This is a genomic window from Bosea sp. 685 (assembly GCF_031884435.1).
In the GTDB taxonomy this organism is placed as follows: domain Bacteria; phylum Pseudomonadota; class Alphaproteobacteria; order Rhizobiales; family Beijerinckiaceae; genus Allobosea.
Genome location: NZ_CP134779.1, coordinates 6,046,571 through 6,063,845 on the forward strand (window position 1 = coordinate 6,046,571; position 17,275 = coordinate 6,063,845).

16 protein-coding genes are annotated in these 17,275 nt (G+C 65.2%); 12 read left to right on the plus strand and 4 right to left on the minus strand.

Annotated features, from left to right (window positions below):
- Nucleotides 1–86 precede the first annotated feature (86 nt).
- The 8 genes from RMR04_RS29450 to RMR04_RS29485 all read left to right on the plus strand — a co-directional run bounded on the left by RMR04_RS29450 (nt 87) and on the right by RMR04_RS29485 (nt 11,705).
- Nucleotides 87–1,373, plus strand: a complete 1,287-nt coding sequence (locus RMR04_RS29450; RefSeq protein WP_311912052.1) for a TAXI family TRAP transporter solute-binding subunit — start codon at nt 87–89, stop codon at nt 1,371–1,373.
- 253 nt (nt 1,374–1,626) lie between these two features.
- Nucleotides 1,627–3,450: a translational GTPase TypA gene (typA, locus tag RMR04_RS29455; RefSeq protein ID WP_311912053.1), complete on the plus strand. Its 1,824-nt coding sequence runs from the start codon at nt 1,627–1,629 to the stop codon at nt 3,448–3,450.
- Nucleotides 3,451–3,696: 246 nt separating this feature from the next.
- Nucleotides 3,697–4,635 carry an aldo/keto reductase gene (locus RMR04_RS29460; protein ID WP_311912054.1) on the plus strand — a complete coding sequence of 313 codons (939 nt, stop codon included), beginning with the start codon at nt 3,697–3,699 and terminating at the stop codon, nt 4,633–4,635.
- A gap of 274 nt (nt 4,636–4,909) precedes the next feature.
- Complete coding sequence (gene polA, locus RMR04_RS29465) at nt 4,910–7,948, plus strand: DNA polymerase I (protein ID WP_311912055.1); 3,039 nt, start codon at nt 4,910–4,912, stop codon at nt 7,946–7,948.
- A gap of 137 nt (nt 7,949–8,085) precedes the next feature.
- Nucleotides 8,086–9,240: an AI-2E family transporter gene (locus RMR04_RS29470; protein WP_311912056.1), complete on the plus strand. Its 1,155-nt coding sequence runs from the start codon at nt 8,086–8,088 to the stop codon at nt 9,238–9,240.
- A gap of 14 nt (nt 9,241–9,254) precedes the next feature.
- Nucleotides 9,255–9,725: a glycine zipper domain-containing protein gene (locus tag RMR04_RS29475; RefSeq protein ID WP_311912057.1), complete on the plus strand. Its 471-nt coding sequence runs from the start codon at nt 9,255–9,257 to the stop codon at nt 9,723–9,725.
- A gap of 3 nt (nt 9,726–9,728) precedes the next feature.
- Complete coding sequence (locus tag RMR04_RS29480) at nt 9,729–10,157, plus strand: hypothetical protein (protein ID WP_311912058.1); 429 nt, start codon at nt 9,729–9,731, stop codon at nt 10,155–10,157.
- A 204-nt stretch (nt 10,158–10,361) separates the two neighbouring features.
- Nucleotides 10,362–11,705 (plus strand): sensor histidine kinase, encoded by a 1,344-nt coding sequence (locus tag RMR04_RS29485; RefSeq protein ID WP_311912059.1) that lies wholly within the window; start codon nt 10,362–10,364, stop codon nt 11,703–11,705.
- Nucleotides 11,706–11,853: 148 nt separating this feature from the next.
- Here the strand turns inward: RMR04_RS29485 and RMR04_RS29490 are convergent, their stop codons facing one another.
- Both RMR04_RS29490 and RMR04_RS29495 read right to left on the minus strand, forming a co-directional pair.
- On the minus strand, nt 11,854–12,213 hold the full coding sequence (locus tag RMR04_RS29490; protein WP_311912060.1) for a response regulator: 360 nt from the start codon (nt 12,211–12,213) through the stop codon (nt 11,854–11,856).
- 179 nt (nt 12,214–12,392) lie between these two features.
- Entirely contained in the window at nt 12,393–12,899 is a 507-nt protein-coding gene (locus RMR04_RS29495; RefSeq protein WP_311912061.1) for a DUF992 domain-containing protein, read from the minus strand.
- A gap of 118 nt (nt 12,900–13,017) precedes the next feature.
- On the opposite strand from RMR04_RS29495, the gene RMR04_RS29500 reads away from it, so the two are divergent.
- Entirely contained in the window at nt 13,018–13,266 is a 249-nt protein-coding gene (locus RMR04_RS29500) for a hypothetical protein (RefSeq protein ID WP_311912062.1), read from the plus strand.
- Between the two features lie 156 nt (nt 13,267–13,422).
- Here RMR04_RS29500 and RMR04_RS29505 read toward each other — a convergent pair whose 3' ends face one another.
- A complete protein-coding gene (locus tag RMR04_RS29505; RefSeq protein ID WP_311912063.1) occupies nt 13,423–13,587 on the minus strand; it encodes a hypothetical protein in 165 nt (54 codons plus the stop codon).
- A 207-nt stretch (nt 13,588–13,794) separates the two neighbouring features.
- Nucleotides 13,795–14,592, minus strand: a complete 798-nt coding sequence (locus RMR04_RS29510; protein WP_311912064.1) for a response regulator — start codon at nt 14,590–14,592, stop codon at nt 13,795–13,797.
- 197 nt (nt 14,593–14,789) lie between these two features.
- On the opposite strand from RMR04_RS29510, the gene RMR04_RS29515 reads away from it, so the two are divergent.
- From RMR04_RS29515 to RMR04_RS29525, 3 genes are read left to right on the plus strand one after another with little or no spacing between them, the layout of a single operon-like run.
- Nucleotides 14,790–15,008, plus strand: a complete 219-nt coding sequence (locus tag RMR04_RS29515; protein ID WP_311912065.1) for a NepR family anti-sigma factor — start codon at nt 14,790–14,792, stop codon at nt 15,006–15,008.
- On the plus strand, nt 15,005–15,565 hold the full coding sequence (locus RMR04_RS29520; RefSeq protein ID WP_311912066.1) for a sigma-70 family RNA polymerase sigma factor: 561 nt from the start codon (nt 15,005–15,007) through the stop codon (nt 15,563–15,565). Before RMR04_RS29515 ends, RMR04_RS29520 begins: the two co-directional genes overlap by 4 nt.
- A complete protein-coding gene (locus RMR04_RS29525) occupies nt 15,565–17,235 on the plus strand; it encodes a sensor histidine kinase (protein WP_311912067.1) in 1,671 nt (556 codons plus the stop codon). Before RMR04_RS29520 ends, RMR04_RS29525 begins: the two co-directional genes overlap by 1 nt.
- Nucleotides 17,236–17,275: the final 40 nt, after the last annotated feature.

The following is a 17,275-nucleotide window of genomic DNA, read 5'->3' on the forward strand; positions in this document are numbered from 1 at the left end:
TGATCAGGGCGCCGCCGCACTTGCGACATGATAGCCCGTGAGAGCATCCTGCGTGGACGCAACGGAATGGGGCGGATCGATTGAGGATGGGGCGGCGCGGCTTTACGGCTCTGGCGGGGCTACTGGCGGTCTTTGGCGTCACGGCGTCGGTTTTCTACTTCGTCAGCCAGCCCAAGACACTGCGCCTGGCCGTTGGACCGCTGGGCTCGGAGGATGCACGCATGGCGGCGGGCTTCGTCCAGGGGCTCAACCGCGAGAAATCGTCCCTTCGCTTCCGGCTCGTGTTGACCGAAGGCTCGGAGGAAAGCGCCAAGAAGCTAGACGACGGCCTGGCCGATCTCGCGATCGTGCGCCCCGACATCGCGCTGCCCGCCCAGGGCGACACGGCCCTGATCACACGCCGCTCCTTCCCCTTCATCATCACCACCAAGGCAAGCGGGATCGGGCGGATCGCCGATCTGCGCGGCCGCAGGATCGGCGTCGCGCGCAATCCGGCCGGGAATACGGTGCTGCTCCAGCGCGTCCTGGCCCAATACGAAGTCAGGCCCGGCGAGGTCGAGATCATCGGGCTGACGCCGGACGAGATCGTGCCCTTCGCCAGGGAAGGGCGCATCGACGCCTTCTTCTCGATCAATGCCGTCGGCTCGCTGGCGAATAATGACGGCATCAACCGCCTCCGCTCCGCCTGGGGCGAAGATCCCATGCTAATCCCGATCCGCGAGGCCGAGGCAATCAAGGCGCGCTACCGCTCTATCGAGACCGGCGAGATCGTGCGCGGCGCGCTCGGTGGCGACCCGCCCCGCCCTTCCGAGAACCTGCCGACGATCTCCGTCACCTCGCGTCTGATGGCCTCGCAGAATCTCGACGACACTCTCGTCGGCCAGGTGGTCAAGGAACTGCTGGCGCTGCGATTGACGCTTGCAGCCGAGCTGCCGTCGATCCAGGGGCTGGAGACGCCCTCCACGGACAAGGATGCGCCGCTCACGGTCCATTCCGGCGCCGCCGCCTTCATCGACGGCGAGCAGGAGACCTTCTTCGAGCGCTATGGCGACTGGTTCTATCTCGCCGTGATGGGGCTCTCCATGCTGGGCACCGGCGGCGCCGCCATTCTGGGCCAGGAAAGCGCGGCGCGCCGCCGCCGGGCGATGTCGGGGCTCGACGAATTGCTGGCGCTGCTGCCGGTGATCCGCACCTGTTCCGACGAGATCGAACTGGCGCGGCTCGACCGCGAGGCCGACGAGATCCTGACGCGCGTGCTCAGCGATTTCGCCAAGGGCGACCTCGACGGTTCGGGGCTGGCCGCCTACCGGCTGGTGATGGACCAGGTCGGGCGCGCGGTCGCGGAGCGGCGTCTGGCGCTGGTCGACGCATAGCGCGCCGCCCTACCATATCAGGCCGGATATCGTCTTCGGCCCGATGCTGTAGGGCTTTGACCTTGCACCGGTATCGGCCCGAAAACCGATTCCCGCTTTTCGGGCCGATACCCTAGCGCGCGAGCAAAGGTTGCCCAAACGGCCTTCAGCGTTTATGTGCAGCGCAGCGAATTCCAGTTTCCTCATGAACGGGCTGCGCCGGCAGGGCTTTGACCTGGCCGGCTTGCGGTCTTGAAACAAGGCCCTTACCCGCATGTCCATGCGCAATATCGCCATTATCGCCCACGTCGACCACGGCAAAACCACGCTTGTTGACAAATTGCTGCAGCAGTCGGGCACCTACCGCGACAACCAGCGCGTGATCGAGCGCGTGATGGATTCCAACGAGCTCGAGAAGGAGCGCGGCATCACCATCCTGGCCAAGGCGACCTCGGTCGTCTGGAAGGATACGCGCATCAACATCGTCGACACCCCCGGCCACGCCGATTTCGGCGGCGAGGTCGAGCGCATCCTGAACATGGTCGACTCGGCCATCGTGCTGGTCGATGCCGCCGAGGGTCCGATGCCGCAGACCAAGTTCGTGGTCTCCAAGGCTTTGAAGCTCGGCCTGCGCCCGATCGTGGCGATCAACAAGGTCGACAAGCCCGACGCCCGCGTCACCGAAGTCATCAACGAAGTCTTCGACCTGTTTGCGGCGCTCGACGCCAGCGACGAGCAGCTCGACTTCCCGATCCTCTACGGTTCGGGCAAGCAGGGCTGGATGGCGCATGATCCCGCCGGCCCGCAGGACCAGGGCCTCGCCCCGATGTACGACCTCATCCTCAGCCATGTGCCGGAGCCGCGCATCGAGGAAGGCCCGTTCCGCATGCTCGGTACGCTGCTCGAAGCCAACCCCTATCTCGGCCGCATCATCACCGGCCGCGTCGTCTCGGGCTCGGCCAAGCCGAACCAGATGATCAAGGTTCTGTCGGGCGACGGCACGCTGGTCGAAAGCGGCCGCATCACCAAGATCCTCGCCTTCCGTGGTCTCGAGCGCACGCCGATCGAAGAAGCCATTCCCGGCGACATCGTCTCCATCGCCGGCCTCGTGAAGGGGTCGGTCGCCGACACCTTCTGCGATCCCTCCGTCGAGACCCCGATCAAGGCCCAGCCGATCGACCCGCCGACCGTGTCGATGACCTTCATGGTCAATGACTCGCCGCTGGCCGGCACCGAGGGCGACAAGGTCACCACCCGCGTCATCCGCGACCGGCTTCTCAAGGAAGCCGAGGGCAATGTCGCGCTGAAGATCGAGGAATCGACCGACAAGGACAGCTACATCGTCTCGGGCCGCGGCGAATTGCAGCTCGCCATCCTGATCGAGCAGATGCGCCGCGAGGGCTTCGAACTCGGCGTCTCGCGTCCGCGCGTCGTGCTGCGGCGCGACGAGAATGGCGCCCTGCTGGAGCCGATCGAGGAGGTCATCATCGACGTCGACGAGGAGCATTCCGGCGTCGTCGTGCAGAAGATGTCCGAGCGCAAGGCCGACATGCTGGAGATGCGTCCCTCGGGCGGAAACCGCCTGCGGCTGGTCTTCCACGCCCCGACGCGCGGCCTGATCGGCTACCAGGGCGAACTGCTGACCGACACGCGCGGCACCGCGATCATGAACCGGCTGTTCCATGCCTACATGCCCTATAAGGGCGAGATCGGCGGGCGCCGCAACGGCGTGCTGATCGCGATGGAGACCGGTGAGGCCGTGGCCTACGCGCTGTGGAACCTCGAGGATCGCGGCCCGATGATGATCGAGCCCGGCTGGAAGGTCTACCAGGGTATGATCGTCGGCGAGCACACCCGCGAGAACGATCTCGAAGTGAACGTGCTCAAGGGCAAGAAACTCACCAACATCCGCACCACCTCGAAGGACGAGGCCGTGCGCCTGACGCCGCCGATCCGGATGACGCTCGAGCGTTCGCTGGCTTGGATCGACGATGACGAGCTCGTCGAAGTGACGCCGAAGTCGATCCGCCTGCGCAAAGGCGTGCTCGACCCCAACGAGCGCAAGCGCTCGCAGAAGCAGAAGCAGGAAGTGGCCTGAGGCCCCGAGTCCTTAAGGCCCGGAGCTCCGTGTCGCGGTCGGGCTCGACCCGACCGTCTCGCTACCGATCATGCCCGGCCATGTCTCCGGTCTAAACACTCGCCGGGCATTTTTCTGAACACGGCTTCCGGCATGGGAGTCTCGGGACCAGCCCGAGACTGACGATGAGCCGGGTTGCGCCCAGCGCGCTTGCCGGCCCGCTCCGGCTCTGATCCCTTGCGTCCCTCATCACGAAGGACGTTTCCCATGCTCACCCGCAATCTCGGCCGCTCCGGCCTGCGCGTTTCGCTCGTCGGCCTCGGCTGCAATAATTTCGGCGGCCGCATCGATGACGAAGCGGCGCGCAAGGTCGTCGATGCGGCGATCGAGCACGGCATCACCTTGTTCGACACGGCCGATGTCTATGGCGCGCGCGGCGGCTCCGAGACGGTGCTCGGCCAGCTTCTGGGCCCGCGGCGCAAGGACATCGTGCTCGCCAGCAAGTTCGGCATGGACATGAACGATGCCGGCACGATGAAGGGCGGCTCGCGGCGCTACATCATGTCGGCGGTCGAGGCCTCGCTGAAGCGCCTCAAGACCGACTGGCTCGACCTCTACCAGTTCCACCGCGCCGACCCGCTGACGCCGATCGACGAAACGCTGCGCGCGCTCGAAGACCTGATCCGCCAGGGCAAGGTGCGCTATATCGGCTGCTCCAACATGCCGGCCTGGCAGATGGCCAATGCGGAGTGGACGGCCCGCGATCTCGGCATCAACGGCTTTGCCTCCTGCCAGGATGAATACAGCCTGCTGGTGCGCGGCGCGGAGAAGGATCTGATTCCCGCCGCCCGCCATTTCGGCATGGGGCTGCTGCCTTATTTCCCGCTCGCGAACGGCTTGCTGACCGGCAAATACAAGCGCAACGCGCCGATGCCGGAAGGCGCGCGCATGACCAGGGAGTCGCAGCGTGCCAACGAGGTTCTGACCGACGTCAACTGGGAGAAGACCGAGAAGCTCACCGCCTTCTGCGAGGCGCGGGGCAAAACACTGGTCGAGCTCGCCTTCTCCTGGCTCGCCGCGCAGCCTGTCGTCTCCAGCGTCATCGCGGGCGCGACCAAGCCGGAGCAGATCGCCGCCAACGTCAAGGCGGCCGAATGGGCGCTGACGGCCGAGGAGCTGGCCGAGATCGACACGATCACGAAGTAGCCCCGGAACCGCGCCCGAGAACCCCTCTCCTGTAAGGAGAGGGGCAGGGGTGAGGTGTAGGCCCCTGGACCAGTTCACTGCCCGCCTCACAGCAACGCAGCGGTTAGCTCGCGATCAACACGTCAAACGGCCGACCCCTCACCCTGCCCTCTCCCTCCGGGAGAGGGTTCCCCGCGCCTTTCTTTGCAAAGGTGCCGCCACTCCTGACAGCTTCTTGCGAATCGGCGCGCGCACCCGATGGACCGCCCGGCGCGCGCCGCTTATGGTCCGCGCCATGAGCGAGACAGCCCCGAAGACCACCGCCCCCGACCTGAAGCCCGGCGACCATCTCTTCCTGGTCGACGGCTCGAACTTCATCTTCCGCGCCTATTTCCAGTCGATCAATCAGGACAGGAAATACAATGCGCGCTCCGATGGCCTGCCCTCCGGCGCGGTTCGGCTTTTCGCGACCAAACTGTTCCAATTCGTCAAGGACGGCGTGCTCGGGGTGAAGCCCACCCATCTCGCCATCGTCTTCGACAAGACCGAGAACTCGTTCCGCAAGGCGCTCTACCCCGCCTATAAGGGTAACCGCTCCGAGCCGCCGGCCGATCTGATCCCGCAATTCCCGCTGATGCGCGAGGCAGTGCGCGCCTTCGGGCTGATCCCGGTCGAGCAGGATGTCTACGAGGCCGATGACCTGATCGCGACCTATGCCAGACAGGCGCGCGAGGCCGGGGCCGACGTGCTGATCGTCTCCGCCGACAAGGATCTGATGCAGCTCGTGGGGCCGGGCGTGGCGATGTATGATCCGGCCTCGGGCGACGCCAAGAAGGGCGCCGGCTTCCGGGCCGAACGCCGGATCGGCGAGCCTGAAGTGGTCGAGTATTTCGGCGTGATGCCGAACAGGGTGGTGGATGTGCAGGCGCTGGCCGGCGATGCGACCGACAATGTGCCGGGCGCGCCGGGCATCGGCATCAAGACGGCGGCCCAGCTCATCGGCGAATATGGCGACCTGGAGACGCTGCTGGCGCGGGCCGGCGAGATCAAGCAGCCCAAGCGCCGGGAGACCCTGACCAATCCCGAGGTGATCGAGAAGGTGCGCATCTCGCACAAGCTCGTGACGCTGGTCGACGATGTGAAGGTCGAGACCCCGCTCTCGCATCTGACGCTGGCCGATCCCGATCCGGCCAAGCTCGTCGCCTTCCTCAAGGCGATGGAGTTCACCACGATCACCAAACGCGTCGCCGAGGCCTATGGGGCCGATGTCGCGGCGATCGACGCCGACGAGGCGCTGGCCCCGGGCGGCACGCGCGCGGCCGAATTGAAGGCGCTCTATATCGGCGGCGATGCGAGCGACGGTTTTTCCGTTGCCCCCGCGGCGTCAGTTGATGCCGAGCCCGCAGGCGCGGCCGCACCAGCCGACGATGGCTGGATGAAGCCGTCCGAGCTCGCAGCGGCCCGCAAGAACGAAGCGATCGCCGGGAAGATCGACCGCGCGGCTTACGAATGCGTGCGCACGCTCACCGATCTCGAGCGCTGGATCGGTTGGGCCTATGAGGCCGGCCATGTCGCGCTCGACACCGAGACCAATTCGCTCGACGCGATGCAGGCCGATCTCGTCGGCATTTCGCTTGCGGTCGCGCCCGGACGCGCCTGCTACATCCCGCTGCAGCATCGCGGCGGCACCGATTTGTTCGGCAGCGGCATGGTCGAGGGGCAGATCCCGCTCGACCAGGCGGTGGCGGCGCTCAAGCCCCTGCTGGTCGATCCAGGCGTCCTGAAGATCGGCCAGAACCTGAAATACGACCTGCTGATCCTCGAACGGCACGGGCTTTCCGTCGCCCCGATCGAGGACACGATGCTGATTTCCTATGCGCTCGACGCCGGCAACAACACTCACGGCATGGACCGGCTCTCCGAGCTGCATCTCGGCCATGAGACGATCCCGTTCTCGCAAGTCGCGGGCACCGGCAAGGCGCAAGTGACCTTCGACAAGATCGCACTCGACAAGGCGACGGAATACGCCGCTGAGGATGCCGATGTGACGCTGCGGCTCTGGCGTGCGCTCAAGCCCAGGCTCGCGGCCGAGGGCAAGACCACGGTCTACGAGACGCTGGAGCGGCCGCTAATCGCCGTGCTCGCCCGGATGGAACAGCGTGGCATCGCCATCGACCGCCAGATCCTGTCGCGGCTCTCGGGCGAGTTCGCGCAATCGCTGGCGCGGCTGGAAGACGAGATCTACGAGGTGGCCGGCGAGAAATTCCTGATCGGCAGCCCAAAACAGCTCGGCGACATCCTGTTCGGCAAGATGGGGCTTTCCGGCGCCAAGAAAACCGCGACCGGGCAATGGGCGACCGGAGCCGGCGTGCTCGAGGAGCTCGCCGAGCAGGGCCACCCACTACCCTCGAAGATCCTGGAATGGCGCCAGCTCGCCAAGCTGAAATCGACCTATACGGACTCGCTGCCGACCTATCTGCACCCGCAGACCAACCGGGTGCACACCTCCTATGCGCTGGCGGCGACGACCACGGGCCGCCTCTCCTCCTCCGAGCCCAATCTGCAGAACATCCCGATCCGCACCGAGGCCGGCCGCAAGATCAGGACCGCCTTCGTGGCCGAAAAGGGCCACAAGCTGATCTCGGCCGATTACAGCCAGATCGAACTGCGCCTGCTCGCCCATATCGCCGACATCCCGCAGCTCCGGCAGGCCTTTGCCGACGGTATCGACATCCATGCGATGACGGCCTCGGAAATGTTCGGCGTGCCGGTCCAGGGCATGCCGAGCGAGGTGCGGCGCCGCGCCAAGGCGATCAATTTCGGCATCATCTACGGCATTTCGGCCTTCGGCCTTGCCAATCAGCTCGCGATCAGCCGCGAGGAGGCCGGCGCCTATATCCGCAAATATTTCGAGCGCTTCCCGGGCATCCGCGACTATATGGACCAGACCAAGACCTTCGTGCGGGCCAACGGCCATGTCACGACGATCTTCGGCCGGGTTTGCCATTTCCCGGCAGTCGCCTCGAAGAACCCCTCCGAGCGCGCCTTCGTCGAGCGCCAGGCGATCAACGCACCGATCCAGGGCTCGGCCGCCGACATTATCCGCCGCGCCATGATCCGGATGGAGGGCGCGCTTGCCGCGGCCAGGCTCGACGCCCGCATGCTGCTGCAGGTGCATGACGAACTTGTCTTCGAGGTGCCCGACGCCCAGGTCGAGGCGACCTTGCCGGTGGTCCGCCAGGTGATGGTGGATGCACCGCACCCGGCTGTGCAATTGCGCGTGCCCTTGCAGGTCGATGCGCGGGCGGCCAGCAACTGGGACGAGGCGCATTGAGGCGCTGGAGTCTCAATCGCAGGAACCTTGCGCAAGAACCTTGGCGCAGGAACCTTAGCGCAGGAACCTTGCCTGCCAGTGCCACGTTATAGGTCCAACGCGCCGGGGGGCGCGCTTTGCGCGTTGGATATCGTCACATGCTCAGCTCGTCCGCCTGGCGACCGTTTCCGCGCTATATGGCGGAACCCGAGATCGAGGAGACTCAGGACGACGTCACGCCCTATGAGCACGACCTCATCGTCCGCTACGCCATTATCGGCATCTTCGTCATCCTGGCGACGACGACGCTCTATCTGACCAAGGTCATCGCCCTGCCGGTGACGGCGGGCGTCATCTTCGGCCTGGTGCTGGGACCGCTGGTCGACTGGCTGGTGCGCCGCGGCGTGCCGCAGCATCTGGCGGCAGCCATAGTGGTCCTGCTCGGGCTCAGCCTGATTCTTGTCTCGATCACCCTGCTCGCCGTGCCGATCGCCGGCTGGAGCGACCGGGCGCCGGCAATGATGGCGGCGCTGCAGGCCAAGCTCGCCAGCGTCTTCGTCTTCATGGACGAATTCAAGCGGGCAGCCGCCACGCTGACCGGCAAGAGCGGAGCGGAACTCAACGTCTCCCAAGGCAATCCGCTGCTCGATATCGCGGTATCGTCCTCGACGGCGGCGGGCGGCCTGCTGATCTTCGTCGCGACAGTGTATTTCTGGCTGGCGACGCGACGCCATCTCAAGGCGCGCGCGCTGCGGCTTTGCCTCGGGCGTGGCGCGCGGAAGTCCGCCGGTTCCTTCTTTCAGGAAATCGAGACGCGGGTCGCGCGCTATTTCGGCCTGGTGACGCTGATCAATCTCGGCATGGGCGTGATGGCTCTGGCGATCGCCTGGCTCGCGGGGCTGCCATTCCCCGTATTCTGGGGCGCGCTCGCTTTCCTGCTGAACTATCTCGCCTTCATCGGGCCGATCATCGTCACCGTGCTGCTGCTTGCAGGAGCGCTGCTGGACGCGCCCTCTCTCCTCGCCGCGATCTGGCCGGCAGCGGCGTATTTCGTGCTGCATCTGATCGAAGGCAATGTGGTGACCCCGGTCTTCGTCGGGCGCAGGCTCACCGTCTCGCCATTCCTGGTCTTCATCGGCTTCATCTTCTGGCTTTGGCTCTGGGGGCCGGTCGGGGCCGTGCTCTCGACTCCGATCCTGCTCGTGGCCATGGTGGCGCAGGAAGAATTTGCCGCATACCGCAAGGCGCAGCAGGCCGAGGCCACGCCCCAGGACGAGTCCGCTCAGCAGCCGGCACTGGCTAGTCGGCTATAAGGAACCTGCGCGCCATGCGTGCGTTAGGTCACGAAGCTCCGGAGTCATTCGAAGCGCATCCATCCATACGCAGTATCGCATCCATTCGCAGTATCGAGAGGGGGACATCAGACATGGCCAGCACCACTTCCGCGAAACGCCAGGCGGCCTCGGCGGTCAAACGCGCCAAGGATGAAGCCGTCGCAGGTGCCGAGGACATCGCTGCTGACGCCAAGGCCTCCGCACAGAAAGCCGGCCGCCGCGTCAAGCGCGAGACGAGCGAGATCGAAGCCAGTTTGACGCGCAGCGCCGAGGATCTGGCCGCAACCGTCACCGAAAAGCTTCGCGCCGTCGGCGTCGACACCGACAAGATGGTCGACGTCGCCAAGGAACAGGCGACCGATCTGCAGCGCATTATCGTGCAGGAGATCCAGGAGCGGCCGTTGCGCGCGCTCGGGGTGGCCGCGGCGGTCGGCCTGTTCGTCGGCTTCCTGTCGGCGCGATAAGTCATGTTCGGGGGGCTGGGAAGCTTCATCGCGTCGGAGATTTCCGGCGCGGTCAAGCGCAATGTCATCATCTACGGCCTGTACGGCTTCTCAGTCCTGCTGGTCCTGTGCGCGGCGGGCTATGCCCTGAACGCGCTGCACACGGTGCTGGCGCTGCGCTACGACCCGATCACGGCGAGTCTCTGGATCGCGGGCGGCCTGTTCCTCGCCGCCTTGCTGAGCCTGGGCGTCGCGGCCTATGTCAAGAATCGCCGGCGACCATCGCGGCCGCTGGCGACCACGGCATTGGCCGCCGCGCCGATCGCAGCCAGCCTGATCGGATCGTCGCGCATGGGCTGGCGCACGGCCGTCGTCGGAAGCGTCATCATCCTCGGCGCCCTGATCGGCAGGCAGTTCTTCAACCGTGGCGAGGACGACGAGGACGAGGCGTAATGGCCAGGGCTAGGCACTAGGGCAATTGCCCTAGTGCCTTGTTTCAGCGCGTTTTCTTCACACGAACCGGTGTCCGCTTCGCTCAAAAGCGCTCCAAGGCAAATGCGGCGCGGGCTCGACTGCCCCTGTCTTTTTACATAGGGATTGCGGATTCCGTCCTGTATCACGGTATCCATGTCTACTGAGGTAAGGCCCCGCAGCCGCTTGGCGCTGCCCAGCATTCCCGCCCTAGGCGCCCGCCTGCGATCGGCCACGACGACGATCATCGCGATCGGCGTCGTTGGCGTGGCGGTCATCCTGGCGGCCTGGATCAACGCGCAAGCGCGCGCCACCGCGGAACTCGTCTCGCATTCCATCGAGATTCGCGAGCGCTCCGAGCGTTTTCTCGGCCATATGCGCGATGCCGAGACCGGACAGCGCGGCTATCTCCTGACCCATGATCCAGCCTATCTCGGCCCCTACACGAATGGCCGAGCCGCCGCCCTGCCGGAACTCGACGCCTTGGCGCAGCTTGTCGAAGGCGATGCCGCGCAAACCGAACGCGTCGCCAAGGCGCGCAGCGAGGCTATCGCCAAGCTGGACGAGCTCGACTCCACGATCGCGCTCGCGCGGGCAAGCCAGCTTGATACGGCTGTCGCACGCGTGAAGGGCGGCAATGGCTTCTCGGTCATGGATGCGTTGCGCGGCACCGTGCAGCAGCTTCAGCTCGCCGAGAACATCCGCCTCGTCGCGCTCAATCGCGCCGAGGAGCGCAGGCGGCTTCTGGCCAGCATCGGCATCGTCGTCGCGCTGGCCGGACTTGCCTTCGCCGCCTGGCAGCAATTGCGCACGCGGCAGCGCCGCAGCACCCTGCTCGCCTCCAGCAATGCGCAGCTCGAGCGGATCGTGAGCGAGAGAACCCAGCAGCTCGAGAACGAGCGACTGCGCATCGAGGCGCTGCTGCGCGACGTCAACCACCGCGTCGGCAACAACCTCGCAATGGTCTCGGCGTTGCTCAACGTCCAGAGCCGGCAGACGCGCGAGCCTGCCGTGCGCAACGCCCTCTCCCAGGCGCAATCGCGCATCCAGGCGATCGCCGCCGGGCAACGCCGCCTGCGCCTCGATATCGAAACCGACGAAATCGACGCCCAGCCCTATATGGAGGATCTCCTGGCCGAGATCGGCAAGGCGGCCGAGGGTCGGCCGATCGAGATCGTATTGGAGATGGATTCGATCCGCTTGCCTGGCCGCGACGCCGTGTCCTTCGTCGTGATCGTCAACGAACTCGTGACGAACGCAATCAAGCACGCTTTCCCCGACAATGCGCCGGGGCGAATCGTCATCCGTTTCAGCGAGCATGACGAGGACGGGGCGACCCCGCTTCTCCTGACGGTCGAGGATAACGGCGTCGGGCTGCCGGTGGTCGAGGCGGATACCAAGGGCCTTGGTCAGACGGTGATCGCCAGCCTGTTGCGCAGCATGCGGGCAACGATGACAAGTGAGCCGCTTTCGCCCGGTTCCGAGCGCCCTGGCTCCAAGGTCACGCTGACCTTCCCGAAACGCGATTGAATTTGGCTAGAGCATTGTTTTGACGCGTTTTCTTCACGCGAACCGGCATCCACTTCGCTCGAAAACGCTCTGGAGCAGGATGCGAAAAAGTGGGAACCGGTTTTTCGCGTTGATCCTGCTCTAACTCCTTGATGAGAGCCGCCGGCTGTTAGTCCAGCTTGATCGCGCTCGACACAAAGCTCGCGATCTCGCGCGTGGAAAAGGGCTTGCGCAGGAAGCGCACGTCACGCAGCGATGTGGGCACATCGTTGGGGAGTGAGCCCGAGACGAACGCGAAGGGCGTGCCGCTCTGGAGCAGGCTGGTCGCGACATCGAAGGTCTTGCCGCCGACGACATCGATATCGAGCAGGGCGCAGGACAGGTGCGACGCGGCCGCCAAGCGCGCACCGGCAACCGATTCGACGATGATCAACTCGGCGCTGTCACCAAATTGTTCTGCCACGGCTGCTTCGATGTCCATTGCGATGAACGGGTCGTCTTCGACGATCAGGATGCGGATATCGGACATCAATCCAGCCTCCCTTCCTCTGCTCTCTTGTCGTAACATGCCGAGAGAACGTCAGAATGCTTGCGATGTTCCGACAGCTTCCTCCAAACATGTTGGGAAATCGTCAAATGCGACTCAATTTGCAGCGATAAGGTTAGCGAATCGTAGCAAACCTTCAGAGGCGTCAGTTATTTGCGACCTCAGCGGCGTCTGGACTTCGCCAGCGTCAGCTCGAACCCGGTCACGCCGATCGCCACGTTGATCCCGCGCGCGCCCTGAAGCGAAAGCGGCTGCAGGGTGACATCGCCGTTATTGCCGCCGACGAGCAGATTGCCGGAGCCTCCCGTCCCTGCGGAGCCGCCCACCGTCGCGCCGCCATAGCGGCCGGCAAGCGCGCCCAGCGGGGCCCGAGCATAAGGACCGTAGACCCGCCAGGACATCGTGTTGCTGCGGATCGTGCCGAGATCGAGGCCGAAGTTCCTGACGACGCCGATATAGCGCTGCCCCGGACCGCGGCGCGGCGTGAAGCGACACTCCATCGGGCGTTGCGATGTCACCACCAGACCCAGCCCCGCGCCGACGCTGCAGTTGAGGCGCCCCGCCGGCGGACCTGACTGGGCGAAGGCCGGAGCCTGGAATGCGAGCAGGCCCGCAGCCGCGGCAGCAAGGATCGCAACAGTTTGAAACCGGGGAAGCGGGGCAGCCATATTGAAACTCCTCACGATCGAATGACGCTGAAACGCCGCAAACGCTCCACAGTTCCTCATTAAACGGAACCTGGTTGGAGGTGTTGCGTTATACTCAGCTTCGAGACGGAAAACCCACATGCTCATCAGCTTCCTCCAGGACGATGCGTCTGCCAAGGGACTGGCTTGCATGGGGCTAGCTCGCAAGGGACTAGCCTGGCGAGGCGCGGTGCACGCACCGCCGTTCTGGGAACTGGAAGAGCTGATCGCACAGGGCCATGACACCAGGACGGCTCTGGAGATCATTGCGGTGCGGCGCGGCGAAGCCGAAAGGCAGGACCGCCACCCCGCTTGCGACATTGCCTCCCCCTCGCCCATTCCCGCTTGAAACCAGCGGCTGGCAGTTCGCATCCTGGATTCCCGGTGTTTAGAGCATTCGGACGGAACCGTCCGAATGCGACGTGATCTAGCGACGGATATGTCCGCACCGCCCCGGATGACACGCCTATCCCGGACAGGTTGGGCAGCGCTGTGATGTGAGGATTCAGCTGTCGAGGGCAGCAGCGCTAAGCACGGCCAGGACCGTGGTAGCAGCCAAGGCGAGCGACAGGGCTTCCGCCGTCAGCGCGCCTGCGGCCACGACGCCACCAAACAGAACCACCGCCATCGAACCGCCCGTGATCAGGGCCGCAACAAACGTCGTCGCCATGGACCAAGACCTCCCGAAAGGCGACCGGTTTGGTCCGGCCTGCCATTGCGCGTAACGCCGGAGCGACCCACTGGTTCCTGCCTCGTTCATGCGCCCTGATCGGTCCACCCATGCTTCCCCGGTCGACCTAAGCCGACAGTCCCGAACGACGAAAAAAGCCGGCGGCATGGAAATACCGCCGGCTCTCATCAATAGGTTAGAGCAGGATCAAGCTGCCTTGCGGCCGGCCCGGCGATCGAAGAACAGAGCCTGGCTGATCGCAGCCTTCACCGCCTCGGGCTGGAACGGCTTGGTGATCAGAAAGGCCGGTTCCGGCCGGTCACCGGTCAGCAGACGCTCTGGATAGGCGGTGATGAAGATCACCGGCACATCAATCGAGGAGAGGATCTCGTTGACGGCGTCGAGGCCGGAGCTGCCATCGGCGAGCTGGATGTCGGCCAGGACAAGGCCGGGGCGCTTCTTGGCGACGAGGGCGATCGCCTCACGATGCGTGCGGGCGACACCGGTCACGGTATGGCCGAGTTCCTCCACCATGGTCTCGATGTCGAGTGCGATGATCGGCTCGTCCTCGATGATCAGCACATCGGTCGCGACCTGCTCGGCGATCTCCTGACCGGCCGCTTGGATGAGGCCGGCAGCGTCGGACGCTGAAATATCCATGATCGTGGCGACCTCCTCGATCGAGAAACCTTCGACGGTGCGTAGCAGGAAGGCCTGGCGCGGCCGCGGCGTCAGCGCTTCGAGATTGCGCTCGGCCGAGGGCCGATCGGTCTCGGCGGAGCGCGCGCCCGTGGCGTTGAGGCTGACCGAGGACCACAGCTTCAAAAACGTATGGTAGAGGCCGAGCCTGGGATCGAACCCGCGCGGGAACGAAGAGGGATCGTCGACGAGTGCTTCAAGCATCGCGACGACATAGGCGTCTCCGCTCGCCTGCGTCCCGCTCAGCGCCCGGGCGAACCGGCGCAGATAAGGCAGGTGCGGCGCAATTTCTTTCGCAATCGACATGCAAAGATCCCTTGATAACAGGCCGAAAATGAGCACCTGCGGTGGCTTTCTGACAAGCAATTTATTTTTTGTTCTTCGTGGAACCTTTTCCGCTAAAGCCTGTTATCTGGCCGTATAAGTGCCGGCTTGGGCGGGTCGGCATGATCAAGCGCGGGACCAGCTGGAAAAGCAGGCTTGCTTTCGTTGCGAGGGCTGACATGAACAACGCGAGCGTCTCGATGGCGGAATCCGGCGGGGGTGACAATGACGAGGTCGAACTGATCCTCGATCCCAGAGTGCAGGAATCGATCGGGCGGTCTCTGAAGGCGCATTACGACGATATCGTCAACGCGCCGGTGCCCGACAAATTCCTGGTGCTGCTCGCCCAGCTCGAAGCTCAGGAAGCCCGCGCCGCTTCGGGGAACATGTCCGAATGAGCGCCTCTGATTTCAAAGACGGGCTGATCAAGGAGATCCCGAATCTGCGCGCCTTCGCGGCCTCGCTTTCCGGCTCGATGCAGCTCGCCGACGATCTCGTGCAGGACACGCTGCTCAAGGCCTGGGGCAATTCGGAGAAATTCGAGCCCGGCACGAGCCTGCGCGCCTGGCTCTTCACGATCCTGCGCAATACCTATTATTCGCTCTACCGCAAGCGCGGGCGGGAGGTGCAGGACAGCGAGGGCACCTATGCTGAGCGCATGGCGACGCATGGCAACCAGGAAAGCCATCTCGACCTGGCCGATTTCCGCAAAGCGCTCGCCAAGCTGCCCGAGGAACAGCGCGAAGTGCTGATCATGGTTGGCGCGACCGGGCTGTCCTATGAGGAAACCGCCGAGATCTGCGGCGTCGCCATCGGCACGATCAAGAGCCGGGTCAACCGCGCCCGGACGAAGCTGGCCGAGCTGCTTTCGATCGGCGGCCTTGACGATCTCGGGCCAGACCGCAAGAGCGCGGCCGCCATTCAAAGGGCCGGTTCCGAAATCGTCGGCCTCTAATGCGGCTGGCGCGCTTCAAGACCGTCAGAGGGCGCCTGCTCGCGCTGCTGATCGGCATAGCGCTGCCAATCGCCTGCCTGACCGCGATCACCGCCGTCACCACCTACCAGACCGTCACCGCCGCGATCCGCGCGTCCCAGATGCGCACGGCCGAGGACTACGCCGTGCGCACTCGCGTCTGGTATCGCGGCGCCTTGCGGTCGCTGCTCGCCGGCGGTTCCGCATTGGCCCTGAACCCTCGCGACAGCAGCGATTGCGGCAAAGTCGGCGGCCAGACGCTCGCTCGGGTCGCCGGCTATCGCGCCATCCATATCCTGCCGCAGAGCGGCGGCGCCTGCGCCTTCTCGCTCGATCCCGAGGTCAACGCCGCCGATCTCGCCGCGGCAACGGCATCGTTGCAGGCAAAACCCCCGGTTCAGATCTGGGCCGGGGCGGAGCTCGCCCAGGCGCGCTACGACCATGTGACGCTGGGTGGCAAGCGCTATCTCGCCGTCTATGCGCGAAGCGACGATGCCGGCAGCCCGATGCGGGAAGGCTTGCTGCTGGTCGATCCGGAGTTGCTGGACCAGGTCTTCGACCTCGGCGACGGCGAGCCTGGACTCGTGGTCGCCCTGGCCGGCCGCGACGGTGACATCATCGTTTCGCGCGGTGCCGCGAAGCCGGACGACACTTCATGGCTGCCGGCGCAAGACCTGGCGTCGCGAGACCTGGCGTTACCGGCGAAGGAGCCCTGGCAGACGCAGAGCCGCGCCGAGGTCTTGCGCGTCTACGCCACCCACACCGTCGCCGACCCTGATTTCTACATCGTCGCCAGCTTCGACGATGCGCCGGGGCGGGCGGCCCGGACACAGTTTCTGGTGCTGCTACTGGCGCCGCTGATGACGCTGGCTCTGCTCTGCGTGGTCTATCTGCGCGCGATCGACAAGCATTGCGTGCGCTGGCTGCGCGGCATCGAGGCGGCAGCCAGGACACGCTCGACCCTGACGACGGCACGCGCGGTGATCGCCGACGACATGCCAAGCGACATCCGCAGCGTCGCGGAAGCTTTCAACATCATGGTCGAGGAGCAGGAGGTCAGGCAGCGCAAGCTGCAGACGGCGCTCGACGACAACCGTTTCCTCGTTCGCGAACTGCATCACCGCGTGAAGAACAGCCTGCAGGTGGTGCAGAGCTATATCGGTCTGACCAAGCGCGATTACCGCGGCGAGGCGCGGATGGCTTTGGCCGACGCCGAATGCCGCGTTCACGTGCTCTCGGCCGCCTATCGCTTCACGCTCGCCGATGGCGAGATGCAGCCCGTGCGCGTCGACCTCTTCGTCGACGATGTAGTGACGATGATCTCGAACCTGCTGCGCCGCCGCGACCAATGGGTCACCAGCACCGTCGAGACGCGCGCCTCGCTCTCGGTCGACCGGATCATCCCGCTCGGGTTCCTGATCGTCGATGTGATGTCGCGCGCGCTGCGCAGCACGCCGGGCGTCAGCATTCAGATCTCCGTCTCCGACATCGACGACGGGATGATCGAGATCGCCATCGAGGCCGATCGCGAGATCGCACATAGCGAGCCGCCCAAGCTCTTCGCCGGCCTCGTCACCCAGATCGAGGCGGTTCAGGCAGGCGCACCGGAAGGGTCGCGGCTTGGCGCCTGGAGGGTCGCCCATTCCGCCTGACGCGTTTTCTTCACGCGAGCCGGTACCCACGTCACTCGAA

Excerpts from the sequence above, each read along its gene's own strand:
- RMR04_RS29510 (WP_311912064.1), bottom strand. The coding sequence starts at position 14,592 with ATGTCGATTGCGAAAGAAATTGCGCCGCACCTGCCTTATCTGCGCCGG.
- typA (WP_311912053.1), top strand. The coding sequence starts at position 1,627 with ATGTCCATGCGCAATATCGCCATTATCGCCCACGTCGACCACGGCAAA.
- RMR04_RS29515 (WP_311912065.1), top strand. The coding sequence starts at position 14,790 with ATGAACAACGCGAGCGTCTCGATGGCGGAATCCGGCGGGGGTGACAAT.
- RMR04_RS29475 (WP_311912057.1), top strand. The coding sequence starts at position 9,255 with ATGCGTGCGTTAGGTCACGAAGCTCCGGAGTCATTCGAAGCGCATCCA.
- RMR04_RS29450 (WP_311912052.1), top strand. The coding sequence starts at position 87 with ATGGGGCGGCGCGGCTTTACGGCTCTGGCGGGGCTACTGGCGGTCTTT.
- RMR04_RS29505 (WP_311912063.1), bottom strand. The coding sequence starts at position 13,587 with ATGGCGACGACGTTTGTTGCGGCCCTGATCACGGGCGGTTCGATGGCG.
- RMR04_RS29470 (WP_311912056.1), top strand. The coding sequence starts at position 8,086 with ATGCTCAGCTCGTCCGCCTGGCGACCGTTTCCGCGCTATATGGCGGAA.
- RMR04_RS29525 (WP_311912067.1), top strand. The coding sequence starts at position 15,565 with ATGCGGCTGGCGCGCTTCAAGACCGTCAGAGGGCGCCTGCTCGCGCTG.
- RMR04_RS29495 (WP_311912061.1), bottom strand. The coding sequence starts at position 12,899 with ATGGCTGCCCCGCTTCCCCGGTTTCAAACTGTTGCGATCCTTGCTGCC.
- RMR04_RS29480 (WP_311912058.1), top strand. The coding sequence starts at position 9,729 with ATGTTCGGGGGGCTGGGAAGCTTCATCGCGTCGGAGATTTCCGGCGCG.
- polA (WP_311912055.1), top strand. The coding sequence starts at position 4,910 with ATGAGCGAGACAGCCCCGAAGACCACCGCCCCCGACCTGAAGCCCGGC.
- RMR04_RS29460 (WP_311912054.1), top strand. The coding sequence starts at position 3,697 with ATGCTCACCCGCAATCTCGGCCGCTCCGGCCTGCGCGTTTCGCTCGTC.
- RMR04_RS29490 (WP_311912060.1), bottom strand. The coding sequence starts at position 12,213 with ATGTCCGATATCCGCATCCTGATCGTCGAAGACGACCCGTTCATCGCA.
- RMR04_RS29520 (WP_311912066.1), top strand. The coding sequence starts at position 15,005 with ATGAGCGCCTCTGATTTCAAAGACGGGCTGATCAAGGAGATCCCGAAT.
- RMR04_RS29500 (WP_311912062.1), top strand. The coding sequence starts at position 13,018 with ATGCTCATCAGCTTCCTCCAGGACGATGCGTCTGCCAAGGGACTGGCT.